Source organism: Citrobacter telavivensis (assembly GCA_009363175.1).
Lineage (GTDB): Bacteria > Pseudomonadota > Gammaproteobacteria > Enterobacterales > Enterobacteriaceae > Citrobacter_A > Citrobacter_A telavivensis.
Genome location: CP045205.1, coordinates 204514 through 220348 on the forward strand (window position 1 = coordinate 204514; position 15835 = coordinate 220348).

Genomic DNA, 15835 nt, shown 5'->3' on the forward strand with positions numbered 1-15835 from the left:
TTTTTTCGCCCGAAAGCGTGACGCTGCTCGGGCCTACGTTTATAACCTGGAACACGTTTACCCATGCTCAGTTATCGCCACAGCTTCCACGCTGGCAACCACGCCGACGTCCTTAAACACACGGTTCAGAGCCTGATCATCGAGTCGCTTAAAGAGAAAGATAAACCGTTTCTCTATCTGGACACCCATGCAGGCGCGGGCCGTTATCAGCTAAGCAGCGAGCAGGCTGAACGTACCGGCGAATACCTGGAAGGCATCGCTCGCGTCTGGCAGCAGGACGATCTGCCTGCCGAGCTGGAGCCATACATTGGCGTGGTCAAACACTTTAACCGCAGCGGACAGCTGCGTTACTACCCGGGTTCTCCGCTTATTGCCCGTCAGCTGCTACGCGCGCAGGACAGTCTGCACCTGACTGAATTACACCCGAGCGACTTCCCGCTGCTGCGAGGAGAATTCCAGAAAGATGAGCGTGCCCGCGTGGCCCGTGCCGATGGTTATCAGCAGTTGAAGGCGAAGCTACCGCCGGTCTCCCGTCGCGGCTTGATCCTCATCGACCCACCTTACGAAATTAAATCGGACTATCAGGCCGTCGTCGCCGGGATCAACGAAGGCTATAAACGTTTTGCCACCGGGACATATGCCCTGTGGTATCCGGTCGTATTGCGTCAGCAAATCAAGCGCATGGTGCATGACCTGGAAGCGACCGGTATCCGTAAAATCCTGCAAATTGAGCTGGCGGTGCGCCCGGACAGCGACCAGCGCGGCATGACCGCCTCCGGCATGATTGTGATCAACCCGCCATGGAAGCTGGAAGCGCAAATGAACACCGTGCTGCCCTGGCTACACAGCAAGCTGGTGCCAGCAGGTACCGGGCATACCTCGGTAAATTGGATCGTGCCTGAGTAATCGCAGTCATCGGTGGAACCTATTGATTTCAGGTATACAATCGCGGCAATCAGAATGGAAGGATAAGACTCATGAGCAAGCATTATGACTACATCGCCATCGGCGGTGGTAGCGGCGGTATCGCCTCGATTAACCGTGCAGCCATGTACGGCCAGAAGTGTGCGCTGATTGAAGCCAAAGAACTGGGCGGCACCTGCGTCAACGTTGGTTGCGTCCCCAAAAAAGTGATGTGGCATGCTGCACAAATCCGTGAAGCGATCCACCTGTACGGCCCGGACTACGGGTTTGACACCACGATCAATAAATTCAACTGGGATACGTTGATTGCCAGCCGTACCGCCTATATCGACCGCATTCACACCTCGTATGACAACGTGCTGGGTAAGAATAACGTTGATGTGATCAAAGGCTTTGCCCGCTTCGTCGATGCCAAAACGATCGAAGTCAACGGTGAGACCATTACCGCTGACCATATCCTGATTGCCACCGGCGGTCGTCCGAGCCACCCGAATATTCCGGGCGTGGAATACGGTATCGACTCCGACGGTTTCTTTGAACTGCCAGCCCTGCCTGAGCGCGTTGCCGTTGTCGGTGCCGGTTATATCGCCGTGGAACTGGCGGGCGTGATTAACGGTCTGGGGGCCAAAACCCATCTGTTCGTGCGTAAACACGCGCCGCTGCGCAGCTTTGATCCGATGATCACCGAAACCCTGGTCGAAGTGATGAATGCCGAAGGGCCGGCGCTCCATACCCATGCGATCCCGAAAGCGGTGGTAAAAAATGCCGACGGTAGCCTGACGCTCGAACTGGAAGACGGCCGCAGCGAAACGGTCGATTGCCTGATTTGGGCGATTGGTCGCGAACCGGCCACCGATAACTTCAACCTGGCCGCGACTGGGGTAAAAACCAACGAAAAAGGGTATATCGTTGTCGATAAATACCAGAACACCAGCGTGGATGGAATTTATGCCGTCGGTGATAACACTGGTGCCGTCGAGCTGACTCCGGTTGCCGTTGCGGCAGGCCGTCGTCTTTCCGAGCGTCTGTTTAACAACAAGCCGGACGAACATCTGGACTACAGCAACATCCCGACCGTGGTCTTCAGCCACCCGCCGATTGGCACCGTGGGTCTGACTGAACCGCAGGCGCGCGAGCAGTATGGCGACGACCAGGTGAAAGTGTATAAATCCTCGTTTACCGCAATGTATACCGCGGTGACCTCGCACCGTCAGCCGTGCCGTATGAAGTTAGTCTGCGTTGGCCCGGAAGAGAAAATCGTCGGTATCCACGGCATCGGCTTTGGCATGGACGAAATGTTGCAGGGCTTTGCGGTGGCGCTGAAAATGGGCGCCACCAAGAAAGACTTCGACAACACCGTCGCCATTCATCCGACGGCAGCGGAAGAGTTCGTGACCATGCGTTAAGCATTTAAAATGCCGGATAGGGCATCAGCGCTATCCGGCACATCCTGATCATTTACCCTGCATATACGGCGTATACACTCCGGTCTGACTCTCAAGGAAGGCGACAATATCATCGATATCTTCCTGCGGGATCTCTTTCCCCACCTGATAACGCAGCATCAACTTAACCGCCCCATCCAGCGTCGGGACATCGCCGCGGTGGAAATACGGTGCCGTGAGCGCAACGTTACGCAGACTCGGGACTTTCTGGCGTAATTTATCGCGCATTTCATTGGTCACGTTCATTCGACCAATATCGGCTGCGGTAATCTCACCAAAATTAAAGTCTTTCTTCAGACCCAGCGGTTCAAATGAACGCCCCCCCAGAATCATCCCACCATGGCAGGTGGCGCATTTATTGTCTTTAAACAATTGATAGCCATGCTTCTGTTTAGCCGTCAGTGCGTTTTCATCACCGCGCAACCAGTTATCAAACGGAGAATTAGGCGTGATCAACGTTTTCTCGAACTCTGCAATCGCATCGGTAATCGTTTCACCGCTGAATCCCTGCGGATAGACCGCGAGGAACTGCTGTTTCAGGATGGGATCCTTGTCAAGTTTACCGATGATTTCATCCCAGGATTTCGACGCCATTTCTATCGGGTTCAATGGCGGTCCCCCCGCCTGTGCCTGCAGCGTTGGCGCACGACCATCCCAGAACTGCTCCACGTTAAAGACCGAGTTGAATACCGTTGGCGCGTTGATCGGTCCAATCGCACCGCCGACGCCAATCGATGTCTTCCGCCCATCCACGCCTCCCGCATTCAGGGCATGACAATGCGCACAAGAGATAGTGCTGTCGCCTGACAAACGCGGATCGTGATAAAGGGTAAAACCGAGTGCCACTTTCTGTGCATCGGTCGGCAACGTTTCAGGAATCGGCTGCACTGGCTCATTGCGATGTTGGCTGGCCGTGTCATTGCTGGCGTAATACTGCTCACGTTGTGTCGCAATCCAGCCAAGCATCGCTTCCCGTTCCTCATCACTCACCTTCCCCGCCCAGTGCAGCGCGGTGTAGCGGGTTGGCGGCATGGTTTCATACTGCATCACCCATTCAATTTTATTGAGATCGCTCTGTGAAACGGGTTCATCCGCCAGCAGCGCGGCGCGAACGGCTTCAAGGTTGAAGGATTTATAACCCAGTTGAATATCGTAATTCATCAACTGTTTCGCGATGGGAAAAGAGGAATAAAACGGTAATTCTGCGGAAGGGGTATGACAATAATCGCATCCTTTCTCACGTAAAAATCCCAGAACCTGATTATTTTCTTCCCGCGTTGAAGCCTGAACGGAAGCAGCCTGACTGCGTTGTTTTTCGTGATACCAAACGTAACCGGATAATCCTAAATAACAGATAACGATGCCTGCTATGGCAATCGCAGTAAGTCGGGTAATGATTTTCATTATTTTACCCTCACGGTAGTGAGTTATTGTGACCCAGAAAATTAAGAAAAGTGGGTGTCCTTTATGGACCTTGCCATCATAGAAAATAAACAAGACGCTAACTTGATAAGTATCAATCAATTACATGGGCGGTATCTATCGATGAGATAGCTTTTCCCTATTAAGAGTAAGGTTTATCTAATTCACAAATCGTTGCAATCGAATGTTCCGAAAATAAGCCTTCTCATATATTGCATTGGAAAATAATTATCTCGAATTATCAGTGCACTATATAGTTATTGCGTTAAATGCTTGCGGTGTAAACGTGATCTACCGCACGCTTTATCCCCCACGTACCGAAGCGAATGTCTACGCTTAAAAGACAGCCGGGCAACACCCGTATCTTTTACGACGCAATCCGGAGGCCTTTCTCATTATGATCAACCAGAAACTGCAACACGCCCCGTCAGAGGAATTCACGATCGACGTCGATCTTTTCTACGAAACGGATCCGTGCGAGTTAAAGCTGGATGAGATGATCGAGGCAGAGCCGGAACCTGAGATGATCGAGGGGCTTCCCGCCTCTGACGCGCTGACGCCAGCCGACCGTTATCTGGAACTCTTCGAGCACGTTCAGTGCTCAAAGATTTTTGCCGACAGCAAAACCTTTCCTGACTGCGCGCCAAAAATGGATCCGCTCGATATCCTGATTCGCTACCGTAAAGTCCGCCGTCATCGGGACTTCGACCTGCGACGCTTTGTTGAAAATCATTTCTGGCTGCCGGAAGAGTACGGTACCGAATATGTCTCCAATCCCGAAAATTCCCTGAAAGAGCATATCGACCAGCTGTGGCCGGTGCTAACCCGTGAACCGCAGGATCACATTCCGTGGTCATCGCTGCTGGCACTGCCGCAGTCCTATATCGTACCGGGTGGTCGATTCAGCGAAACCTACTACTGGGACTCCTATTTCACCATGCTGGGCCTCGCGGAAAGCGGTCGGGAAGACCTGCTGAAGTGTATGGCGGATAACTTCGCATGGATGATTGAAAACTACGGTCACATTCCGAACGGCAACCGCACCTATTATCTCAGCCGCTCGCAGCCGCCGGTGTTTGCGCTGATGGTCGAGCTGTTCGAGGAGGACGGCGTACGCGGCGCACGGCGCTACCTCGATCATCTGAAAATGGAGTATGCCTTCTGGATGGACGGCGCAGAGTCGCTGGTGCTCAATCAGGCCTATCGTCATGTCGTCAGGATGCCGGACGGTTCCCTGCTCAACCGCTATTGGGATGACCGCGACACGCCGCGCGATGAGTCATGGCTGGAGGATGTGGAAACCGCCAAACACTCAGGACGTCCACCGAACGAGGTGTATCGCGATCTGCGTGCGGGCGCGGCATCCGGCTGGGATTATTCCTCCCGCTGGCTACGCGACGCCGGACGACTGGCAAGCATTCGCACTACGCAGTTTATCCCTATCGATCTCAACGCGTTCCTGTTCAAACTGGAGAGCGCTATTGCCAATATCTCGGCGCTGAAAGGGGAGCGCGACGTTGAAGCGCAGTTCCGCCAGAAGGCGAGCAACCGGCGGGCTGCCATCAATCGCTATTTGTGGGATGAGGAAAATGGCTGCTACCGCGACTATGACTGGCGGCGTGAGCAAATGGCGCTGTTTTCTGCCGCCAGCATCGTTCCGCTCTACGTCGGGATGGCGACCCATGAACAGGCCGATCGGCTGGGAGATACCGTGCGTACCCGTCTGTTGACCCCCGGCGGTATTATGGCCTCCGAATACGAAACGGGCGAACAGTGGGATAAACCCAACGGCTGGGCACCGCTACAGTGGATGGCGATTCAGGGCTTTAAGATGTACGGCGATGATGCGTTGGGAGATGAAATCGCCCATAGCTGGCTCCAGACGGTGAATCACTTTTATCAGCAGCACCATAAGCTCATTGAGAAATACCACATCGCCAGCGGCACCCCGCGCGAAGGCGGCGGCGGGGAATATCCGTTGCAGGATGGCTTTGGCTGGACCAACGGCGTCGCGCGCCGCTTAATCGGGTTGTATGGGGAGCCGTAATGGCTAACGGATCACCTCATAAACGGCGCTCTGGATTTTCAGCCACTTCTTGTTATCCGCGCTGGGATCGGCGCGATAACGTCGCTCTGCCTGCTCGGTATCATGCTGCTGTCGCGATACCACCGCAGGCACCGTGCAAAAGCGCCGCAAATAGGCTTTGTGTTGACTCGTCAACGGCGCACCGCCAGACATCGCGTGACCAACCGTGTTGATAAACCGGCGACAGGGTTTGTTTTCATCCATCTGTGAGGGATAACGCAACAGCAACTCAAGGACATCCGTATTGTTGCGGGCAAACGCCGCTTCGGTCCACGAGACCTGCCAGTTCATGCCGCCCTGCAAAAAGAGCGCGGTGACCCGGCTGTCATTCCTGTCTATCGCCGCACGCATGTTAAACACATCCCAGGTGATGCCCATCTGCGTCACCATTTCGCGTGCGGAAGGCAATTCGCGCTTAGGTTCCGCCTGAGTGATCTTGATGTTCGGCGCGGGCGCGGCCGGCTGCGAACTCACTAACCACGCACCGCCGCCCAGGATGGCGATCACCATGAGCCCCACCGCGCCCCAGAGCACGCCCGTGATCAGCTGCTCACGTTCTTCTGCCGTACGCAGCGAGCGCTTACGCGGCGGTTCAACAGATTCGCCAATTTCCTCTGTGTCACCCCCGGCCTGACGGTCCTTTTTCCGCGCGTCCTCCCAAAACTGTGCCAGTTGCCCCTCTTCCACAATCATCAACGTTGCCGGGTTAATGCGGGCGCGTCCCTGTTCATAGGCACGCTGGACGGGACGGACAATATGCTGAAACTGACAGGAGAGTAGCGTCAACTGTGCCGATGACAGCGGCTCTCCGGCCAGCACCGTGTTACGAGCCTGCCGACAGTCATCGAGAAACACCCGCAACGTCAGACGCGGTTCGACAAACAGGGTCAGCACTGAGGCATCGTTAAAGATTCCGGAATAGTGGCGGGTAAAAATCTTCTTATCGACAATCATCAGCGCCAGCTCACCAAAACGCATGCCATTCAGCGGATCCTGGCGTTCGCCCAGCTTAATCCAGCGCCTGAGCTTATCCGTGCCAAAGTTGTCTTTAAGGTAATTATTGAGCTGCGTTTTATCCGGCCACATCTGCGAGATCAGCGCGGTCAGGGTCAGTTCAATCGCGCGTAACTGCCGCTCTGCGCGCACTTGCTGACTGTGATCCGCCTCTTCAATCTCTGTTTTAAAATTAAGTAACGACTGATGATGGCGCAGTTGTTCCAGCGACCTGACCACGCGCAGAGCGGCAATCAGTTGGTTTTCACTGACCTCCTGCCCGCTGTCATATTGCGGTACGCACTGCTGAAGATGGCGCAGTTGCAGCGTGAACTGGCTCAACTGAGCGTCGTTAAGGTGCAAACGCCTGGCGACCTGGCTCCAGCCGCCCAGATTCAGCCGGGCCTGATCCAGATGTTCCAGAAACCAGCGCGGATCTTTACCGTCGGAGGCATGCACCCCCAGCAGTAGCAGGATCTCCACCGAGGCCTGGCGGATAATCCCCAGGCAGTGCTCAAAGGTCGTGCGTGTCGTCAAAACGCTAATTGTCATTCTCTTCCTTCGCCAAAAGTGCCCCCATGCGGAGGTCATTAATTTTGTTTTAGTTCTTTGTTTTAATTATTAGTTTTTATAGATATAACAAGTTCAATAATTATTACAGTGACCGCTACGTGAACATTGAGAAATATCTCAGGAGAGAGCCCGTGCCCATACTGAAAACAGCCCGTCTGACCTGCCGCCCTATCGCTCCTGCCGACTGGCCTTTTTTTCTCGCACTCCAGCAAGATAGGAATGTGATGCGCCATGTGGCAGACGCGCGAAGCGAGGGCGAGATTCGGGAAGCGTTCGATTCTCGCTTACCGGCATGGCATCCGGGTGACCCGCACTGGCTGTGTCTGATCCTGTGCGATAACGAAACCCACAATCCCCTCGGTGTGACGGGCTACATTCATCGCGCAGAAGCGTGTGCCGAGGTTGGCTTTTTGTTGGCGCCTGACGCGCAGGGAAAGGGTTACGGGACAGAATCGTTACGGGCCGTCTGTGATTACGCATTTACCCGCGGTGGCCTGCGCCGTCTGACCGCCTGCGTTACTGAAGGTAATCAGGCTTCCAGGCATGTGCTGGAGAAAGTGGGATTTGTACTGGAAGGCACGCTCAGGGAGAGCTACTGGCTGCAACAGCGCTGGCAGAATGACTGGCTGCTGGGGTTATTAAAACAGGAATATATTACGACCGCAGGATCTCCGGTCGTAATATAACTACAGATTATTACGACTGAACCAACAGCATGGCCGCCTGGGTGCGATTTTTAACATCCAGTCGGCGATAGAGTGATTCAAGATGCGCCTTCACCGTTCCGGTACTAATATTTAGCGCACGGCCAATTTCCTTATTTGACTCACCTGACGCCAGCATCGCGAGAATCTCTCGTTGACGAGCGCTTAGCGCATTAATATCGCGGCATTCTGTGGGCGGCATCGTTAACCATTCGCCGGGTAAAAACATCATCCCCATCGCGACGCTATTGATCGCCAGCGCAAATTTTTCCGGCTCAGAATCGCGTGGAATAATGGCCAAAACGTTATATTGCGCCAGCTCCTGCAACCCTTTTTTACCGCAGTCTGTCGCGATAATTAAGATTTTGACGAGTGGAAACTGTTGCACCGTTTTTTGCAGAAGCCAACGGCAGAATTCGCCGTCAAGATCGCCGTCCAGCATAAGCAGGGCTTCCGGGTTCTCTTCCAGTTTGTACCAGAGTTCATCGGCCTGACTGACACCCTGAATACTCACTCCTGGAATTCGCTGTTGTAAACTGATTTTCATTCCATGAATAAATATTGACTGCCTGTCAAACATGATGATTTGCATTACTCTCTCCACCGTTTCCGATAATAATATTAAGGAGGGGAAGGGTATTACCCGACGGGTAAAATAAACATTCGCCATTTGGCGGAGGGTCATTCTACAGATATCGGGACGGGAGAAAAGTAAAAAAATAAATTTTTACAGCTGAAACATGAGAATTACATTCAGGTATAGAAAGCAGGCAATAAAGTAAGACATTCCTTATATCTCACCGCTTCTTAAATTAATTGAATATTAAATCACGGAAAGAATAACGAACGCGCATGAGAAAAGAAATTGTCTCCTGCGCGGAATTATGTAACAGAATTAAAATTCGCATTTCATGTTCATTCAGCGAGCACAACGGCTCGCTGAATTCGGCTTACAGGAACATTCCTCCCGAAACTTCGATACGCTGCGCCGTCATCCAGGCCAGCTCGTCGCTGAGTAACGCGGCGATCGCATCGCCAATATCATCGGGAAGACCGGCGCGGCCCAGGGCCGTTTGCGACGCCACGTACGCATTCAGCTCTTTATTATCCCGCAGGCGTCCACCGCCAAAGTCGGTTTCAATCGCGCCGGGCGCGATGGCGTTGACCGAGATCCCACGCGCGCCAAGTTCTTTCGCCTGGTAACGTGTCAGCACTTCCATCGCCCCCTTCATGGATGCGTAGGCGGCGTACCCCGGCAACGCAAAACGCGCCAGCCCGGTTGAAACATTAAGAATACGCCCGCCTTCGTTGATCAGCGGCAGCAGGTGCTGCGTCAGGAAAAACGGGCCTTTAAAATGGATGCGCATCAGTTCGTCAAACATCTCTTCTGACGTGTCGGCAAAGGGCGCATATAAGCCGATTCCGGCATTGTTCACTAAATAATCAAACGTCTGTCGATTCCAGCGGGTTTGCAACTGCGTTTTCACCTCGGCGGCGAAAGCGACAAAGCCAGCCGTATCACCGACATTCAGTTGAATTGCCGCCGCTTTCCTGCCCTTTTGCTCAATTTCAGCGACGACATCCAGCGCTGCCTGCTGTTGGCTGTGATAGGTAAAGAGAATATCCGTTCCTTTGTCCGCCAGCTTAAGCGCGGCGTTTTTACCCAGTCCGCGGCTCCCGCCGGTCACCAATGCGATACGTTGCGTCATAAGAAACCTCATTTCATCTGTTGTGTTGATTGAGATAAAGCTTATTAGGTGATAGAAAAACAATAAATGTCGCTAATTGCGCATAACTGTTTCATCCGGAACAACAATAGGGTCATAGAATGGATAAAATTCATGCAATGCAGTTATTCATTCGTGTCGCGGAGCTGGAGAGTTTTTCTCGCGCTGCCGACACCCTGGGACTCCCTAAAGGTAGCGTATCGCGCCAGATTCAGGCGCTGGAGAACCATCTGGGGACTCAGCTTTTGCACCGCACCACGCGGCGGGTACAACTGACGCAAGACGGCATGGTCTACTACGAGCGGGCGAAAGACTTGTTGAGCAATCTGGATGAACTGGATGGTCTGTTTCAGCACGATCCCACCAGTATCAGCGGCAAATTACGGGTCGATATGCCGGTTGGCGTCGCACGAAATCTGGTGATCCCTCGACTGCCCGCCTTTTTACAGCAGTATCCGGGAATCGAGCTGGAGCTCAGCAGCAGCGATCGGCTGGTGGATTTGATCCGCGAAGGTTTTGACTGCGTGGTGCGGGTCGGCACGCTAAAGGATTCCGGTCTGATCGCACGCCCGCTGGGCAAGCTTACCGTGATCAACTGCGCCAGCCCGCAGTACCTGGCGCGTTTTGGCTATCCGGAAAGCCTGGAGGATCTCGCTTCCCACGCGGTGGTGCACTACTCGCTAAACCTGGGGACACGACCGCCGGGTTTTGAAATCGCCACCAGCAGCGGGACGCAGTGGATAAAAACCGGCGGTACCCTGACGGTAAACAGCACCGAAACCTATCACGCCGCCTGTCTGGCAGGGCTGGGAATTATTCAGGTTCCTCGTGTCGGGGTTCGTGAGGCGTTACGCAGCGGTACACTCGTTGAGGTGCTCCCACAATACCGCGCCTCGCCGATGCCGGTATCGCTGCTCTACCCACACCGGCGTAATCTTTCACGCCGCGTGCACCTGTTTATGGAGTGGCTGACCGGCGTGATGAAGGACTACGTGGACTGAGACGCTATACTGTCCAGAGAATTAACAAAAGAAGGACGCCTGACCTGATGATGCAGGATAACGACGTAAAACGCCCCACTGAGGAACTTGAACACGACCCGGTACGCAAAGTCGACACAGCCGGGGCCGCAAAGCACGAGATGAAAAACGCCGCCAGCGAGAAGCTGAAAACGGTGACCACCACCGTCGAAAAAATCCAGCGCATCCCGGTGATTGCGCACCTGCTCCGCGCGGCAGAACGCTTTAACGATCGGTTAGGGAATCAGTTCGGCGCGGCCATCACCTACTTCTCGTTTTTGTCGATGATCCCCATCCTGATGGTGTCGTTTGCCGCCGCGGGCTTTATTCTCGCCTCACATCCCACGCTGTTGCAGGACATCTTCAATAAAATCCTGATGAACGTCAGCGACCCGACGCTTGCCGCTACGCTGAAAAGCACCATCAATACGGCTGTCCAGCAGCGTACCACCGTCGGCCTGGTCGGATTAGGGATTGCCCTCTACTCCGGGATTAACTGGATGGGTAACCTGCGCGAGGCGATACGCGCCCAGTCGCGGGACGTCTGGGAACGCACGCCACAGGATCAGGAGAAAATCTGGATCAAATACCTGCGTGATTTTATCTCGCTGATTGGCCTGTTGATTGCGCTGATTGTGACGCTGTCGATCACCTCGGTCGCCGGTTCAGCGCAGCAGATGATTATCTCTGCCCTCTACCTCGACAGCATAGAGTGGCTGAAGCCCACCTGGCGGCTGATTGGCCTGGCGATCTCTATTTTCGCTAACTATCTGCTGTTCTTCTGGATTTTCTGGCGTTTGCCGCGTCACCGCCCGCGTAAAAAGGCGTTGATTCGCGGTACGCTGATTGCGGCGATTGGCTTTGAAGTCATTAAAATCATCATGACCTGGACCCTGCCGGCGCTGGTGAAATCGCCCTCCGGCGCGGCGTTTGGTTCCGTGCTGGGGCTGATGGCGTTCTTCTACTTTTTCGCGCGCCTGACGCTGTTCTGCGCGGCGTGGATTGCGACCGCCGAGTACAAAGACGATCCCCGGATGCCAGGCAAAACGCACCGTTGATTCTCACCCTCTGCCGGATGGCGCTGCGCTTATCCGGCCGACAAAACATCGCAAATCGTAGGCCGGATCAGGCGCTTGCGCCGTCATCCGGCAATATGGTCAGGCACTTACTTCCGCATCGCCTCACTCATTCAGCATTTAAATCCAGCCCTTAACTTTTATTTAACCAAAAACCAGTTTTATCCACTAATTTTAAAATTGTGTGAAGCATTTCATGGACGAGAAATCGCAGGCATAAACATTATCCGCTTTTTGCCTGATTTTTAACCATGTTGAGCGGTTGTTACAGATTGAAATGTCGCTTTTGCTGTGCGTAATATGGCCGTTCGTTCGCCAAAAATAAGAAAATACTATGCAAGCAACCGCCACCACACTCGATAACGAGCAGGAACATACCCCGGTCAATTCGCGCAATAAAGTTGTCGTCGCCTCGCTCATTGGCACTGCCATTGAGTTCTTCGACTTCTACATCTATGCGACCGCCGCCGTGATTGTCTTCCCGCACATCTTCTTCCCGCAGGGCGACCCGACGGCGGCAACGCTACAGTCGCTCGCCACGTTCGCTATCGCCTTTGTCGCGCGCCCGATTGGTTCCGCGCTCTTCGGCCACTTTGGCGACCGGGTAGGGCGTAAAGTGACGCTGGTGGCGTCTTTGCTGACAATGGGGATCTCGACGGTGATCATCGGCCTGCTGCCTGGCTACGCCACCATTGGCATCTTCGCCCCGCTGCTGCTGGCGCTGGCACGTTTTGGTCAGGGGCTGGGACTGGGCGGAGAATGGGGCGGCGCGGCGCTGCTGGCGACGGAGAATGCCCCGCCGCGTAAGCGTGCGCTGTACGGCTCGTTCCCGCAGTTGGGCGCCCCCATTGGCTTCTTCTTTGCCAACGGCACCTTCCTGCTGCTCTCCTGGCTGCTGACCGATGAGCAGTTCATGAACTGGGGCTGGCGCGTGCCGTTTATCTTCTCGGCGGTGCTGGTGATTATCGGTCTGTATGTCCGCGTGTCGCTGCATGAGACACCGGTCTTCGCCAAAGTGGCTGCCGCGAAAAAGCAGGTGAAAATCCCGCTCGGAACCCTGCTGACCAAACACGTTCGCGTGACGATCCTTGGCACGTTCATCATGCTGGCGACCTATACGCTGTTTTATATCATGACCGTGTATTCGATGACGTTCAGTACCGCCGCTGCGCCGGTCGGTCTGGGCCTGCCGCGTAATGAAGTGTTGTGGATGCTGATGATGGCGGTCATTGGCTTTGGCGTGATGGTGCCGGTTGCTGGCCTGCTCGCTGACGCCTTTGGTCGTCGCAAGAGCATGGTCATCATCACCACGATGATTATCCTGTTCGCGCTGTTCGCCTTTAAACCGCTGCTGGGATCCGGCAATCCGGCGCTGGTCTTCGCCTTCCTGCTGCTGGGGCTGAGTCTGATGGGGTTGACGTTTGGGCCGATGGGCGCACTGCTGCCTGAACTGTTCCCGACCGAAGTGCGCTACACCGGCGCATCGTTCTCCTATAATGTCTCTTCGATTCTGGGCGCGTCCGTTGCGCCGTATATCGCTGCATGGTTACAGTCCAACTATGGGCTGGCGGCCGTGGGGACCTATCTCGCGTCTATGGCGGCGTTAACGCTGATCGCGCTGCTGTTAACCCATGAGACGCGTCACCAGTCGCTGTAATCTTTACATGCCGGGTGGCGGCTACGCCTTACCCGGCCTACAAACACGACCACTTCCGTAGGCCGGGTAAGCGCAAGCGCCACCCGGCACAACGCAGACCACACCATCATTTCTTCATCTGCGATAAAATCATCCGGCACTGATTGGCATCCCCTTCCGAGGGTGAAATCAGTGCCAGCAGCGCGGCGGCGGGCGTCACTAACGTCGCCAGCGCCGCAGCCACCGCGCCACGGGCAATCAACGGCCCGGCTTTTACCCCCGCCTGCGGCTCCTTAAACGTCCCACGCACGTACAGCGGTGAACGCAAGGTAATGATGCGGATACCTTTGCTCTCCGGGTCGATGGTCAAATCCAGCTGTTCTGAGGCAAAGCTCGCCGTCCCGGTGACGTTGATCAACGCATTTTCGGTGTCGAATGCAAAAATTTGCGGACGCGCCACGCCGTTCACAATATCGAGATTCGCCGCCGCACAGTTGACCCGCACTTCGTCATCGCCAAAGATCTGCCCGACAATGTAGTTCCCGACGTTCAGGCCAACGATCTCCATCAGGTTGCGGCTGATCAACCCGTCGTTCATCAGCAGTTTCAGGTTGCCATTGCTGTTGCCCAGCAGCGCCGCCACGGAGTTCCCGCTGCCGCGAAGTTCGGCGTCACCGTTCATTTCACCCAGCGTTTTCTGCATCAGTTCGACGTTCGGCATCAGTTCTTTCAGTTTTAAGCGCCGCGCCTGAATATCTGCGCGCCCCTGCATCGGCTTTTTGTCGCCTTCCAGATGAATCGTTGAACTGATGCTGCCACCCGCCAGACCAAACTTCAGCGGTTGCAGGCGCAGGTCAGCATTCTGCAGAATGATGTGGGTTGAGAGATCGCGGATCGGCAGACTGCTGCCATGTTCAATACGCCGCCCTTTGAAGCGCACGTCGGCGTCCATCACGTTCCATTTGTCCGTTTCGAAGCGGTCATAGGGCAGCACTTTGTCCGCTGGCTGTATGCTCTTTTCGCCCTTTTTCTGTTCTGAGCGCTGCGCTTTCTCCGCGCCTTTACCGGAATCAACGCCGATCAGCGGCCCCAGATCCGCCAGCCTGAGCTGGCGTGATTCCACGTCGCCTTCCAGTTTCGGACGCGGTTTCCCCGTCGTATAGGTCAGCGAGCCGTGAATATCGCTGTCGCCGATTCGCCCATTGAACTCCCGGTAGTCAAACACTGACGAGGCGTTGGTATCGATTTTCGCCACCAGCCGACCGTCCGTTTCGAACGGCGGCGTATCCGGCAGCAGCACCCCCGTCAGATCGTACAGCTCGCCCAGTGAATCCCCGGAGAATTTCAGTTGCAGATCGACGCCGCCCATCTTCATTGGGTCCTTAACCACGCCCACCAGCGCCACTCGGGTATTGCCGGAGCGTAAATCAGCCTGCACTGGAAACGCGGCGCCTTCGCTACGCAGCGCCAGCATACCGCCCATCTTTCCCGTTCCAGTAAGCGGTTCGCCGTTGTATCGCCCCTGTGCCTTCAGGCCAAACACGTAATCTTCAACCTTCGCGTTATCGCCTTTTGCTTTGCTTCCCGTGACTTCACTGAACGGCAACGGCTTGCCCAGCGGATCGACCAGGATCTCGATATCCGCTTTGCTGACCTTATCGTCAATGGCGATCCGCCCCTGATCGAAGAGAATCGTGTCCAGCCGGAAAGACCAGGCAGAAGGTTTGGCATTGGCGTCTTTGTTTTCTGCGCCTGCCAAGTCAAATGTCCAGTTATTGTTCTTCTCAGACAGGCGAATCAGCCGCGCATCGGGTTTCACCAGTTTGATCCACGGCAGCCAGACGGTTTTGCTTAATAGCGCCAGCGGGGCGAGCGTCGCTTCGACGCGGGGAAGGTGCACCATCGTCACTTCGGGAATATCGGGGGGATTGCCGAGGATAATATCTTCAGCATGCACGTGCGGCCACGGCACCCAACTGCGCCAGCCGGTCTCCTGCTTTTGGCGCTCCCAGACGACCCCCAAATCACCACGAATGGCGAACGGTCGGTTAAGTTCGGTAGAGACTTTCTGGTTGATGGTCGGTTTGAGGCGGTTCCAGTCAAATGTCGCTATCAGTACGATAACGACAACGATCAACAACAAGAAAGTCCCTGTTATTACTGTCGTTATTTTTCCGGCTTTGGTCATAGTTAGCGTCCTCACGTCTTCCCTTGCCTGTCCTAAAGATAG

Annotated in this window: 13 protein-coding genes; 7 read left to right on the forward strand and 6 right to left on the reverse strand. The window is 54.8% G+C overall.

Annotated features, from left to right (window positions below; translation table 11 throughout):
* The first annotated feature begins 63 nt into the window (after positions 1-63).
* Positions 64-906, forward strand: coding sequence for a 23S rRNA (adenine(2030)-N(6))-methyltransferase RlmJ (gene rlmJ, locus GBC03_03195; protein QFS69285.1), 843 nt, complete (start codon positions 64-66; stop codon positions 904-906).
* 71 nt (positions 907-977) lie between these two features.
* Positions 978-2330: a glutathione-disulfide reductase gene (gene gorA / locus GBC03_03200; GenBank protein QFS69286.1), complete on the forward strand. Its 1353-nt coding sequence runs from the start codon at positions 978-980 to the stop codon at positions 2328-2330.
* Between the two features lie 48 nt (positions 2331-2378).
* Here the strand turns inward: gorA and GBC03_03205 are convergent, their stop codons facing one another.
* The gene (locus GBC03_03205; protein QFS69287.1) at positions 2379-3773 is read right to left on the reverse strand and encodes a c-type cytochrome; all 1395 of its coding nucleotides are present in this window, start codon (positions 3771-3773) and stop codon (positions 2379-2381) included.
* Between the two features lie 415 nt (positions 3774-4188).
* Between GBC03_03205 and treF the strand changes: the two genes are divergently transcribed.
* The gene (gene treF / locus GBC03_03210; GenBank protein ID QFS69288.1) at positions 4189-5838 is read left to right on the forward strand and encodes an alpha,alpha-trehalase TreF; all 1650 of its coding nucleotides are present in this window, start codon (positions 4189-4191) and stop codon (positions 5836-5838) included.
* Positions 5839-5841: 3 nt separating this feature from the next.
* On the opposite strand, the gene GBC03_03215 is transcribed toward treF, so the two are convergent.
* Entirely contained in the window at positions 5842-7422 is a 1581-nt protein-coding gene (locus GBC03_03215; GenBank protein QFS69289.1) for a hypothetical protein, read from the reverse strand.
* A gap of 152 nt (positions 7423-7574) precedes the next feature.
* On the opposite strand from GBC03_03215, the gene GBC03_03220 reads away from it, so the two are divergent.
* Entirely contained in the window at positions 7575-8129 is a 555-nt protein-coding gene (locus GBC03_03220) for a GNAT family N-acetyltransferase (protein QFS69290.1), read from the forward strand.
* A gap of 10 nt (positions 8130-8139) precedes the next feature.
* Here GBC03_03220 and GBC03_03225 read toward each other — a convergent pair whose 3' ends face one another.
* Complete coding sequence (locus GBC03_03225) at positions 8140-8739, reverse strand: DNA-binding response regulator (protein ID QFS69291.1); 600 nt, start codon at positions 8737-8739, stop codon at positions 8140-8142.
* A gap of 358 nt (positions 8740-9097) precedes the next feature.
* Positions 9098-9856 carry an SDR family oxidoreductase gene (locus tag GBC03_03230; protein ID QFS69292.1) on the reverse strand — a complete coding sequence of 253 codons (759 nt, stop codon included), beginning with the start codon at positions 9854-9856 and terminating at the stop codon, positions 9098-9100.
* A 119-nt stretch (positions 9857-9975) separates the two neighbouring features.
* Between GBC03_03230 and GBC03_03235 the strand changes: the two genes are divergently transcribed.
* Both GBC03_03235 and yhjD read left to right on the forward strand, forming a co-directional pair.
* Positions 9976-10875, forward strand: a complete 900-nt coding sequence (locus GBC03_03235; GenBank protein QFS69293.1) for a LysR family transcriptional regulator — start codon at positions 9976-9978, stop codon at positions 10873-10875.
* Between the two features lie 47 nt (positions 10876-10922).
* The gene (yhjD, locus tag GBC03_03240; GenBank protein ID QFS69294.1) at positions 10923-11951 is read left to right on the forward strand and encodes an inner membrane protein YhjD; all 1029 of its coding nucleotides are present in this window, start codon (positions 10923-10925) and stop codon (positions 11949-11951) included.
* A 192-nt stretch (positions 11952-12143) separates the two neighbouring features.
* On the opposite strand, the gene GBC03_03245 is transcribed toward yhjD, so the two are convergent.
* Positions 12144-12323 carry a hypothetical protein gene (locus tag GBC03_03245; protein ID QFS69295.1) on the reverse strand — a complete coding sequence of 60 codons (180 nt, stop codon included), beginning with the start codon at positions 12321-12323 and terminating at the stop codon, positions 12144-12146.
* On the opposite strand from GBC03_03245, the gene GBC03_03250 reads away from it, so the two are divergent.
* Entirely contained in the window at positions 12304-13626 is a 1323-nt protein-coding gene (locus GBC03_03250; protein ID QFS69296.1) for an MFS transporter, read from the forward strand. The two genes, GBC03_03245 and GBC03_03250, sit on opposite strands and share 20 nt — an antisense overlap.
* Before the next feature lie 106 nt (positions 13627-13732).
* On the opposite strand, the gene GBC03_03255 is transcribed toward GBC03_03250, so the two are convergent.
* Complete coding sequence (locus GBC03_03255) at positions 13733-15793, reverse strand: AsmA family protein (protein QFS69297.1); 2061 nt, start codon at positions 15791-15793, stop codon at positions 13733-13735.
* Positions 15794-15835: the final 42 nt, after the last annotated feature.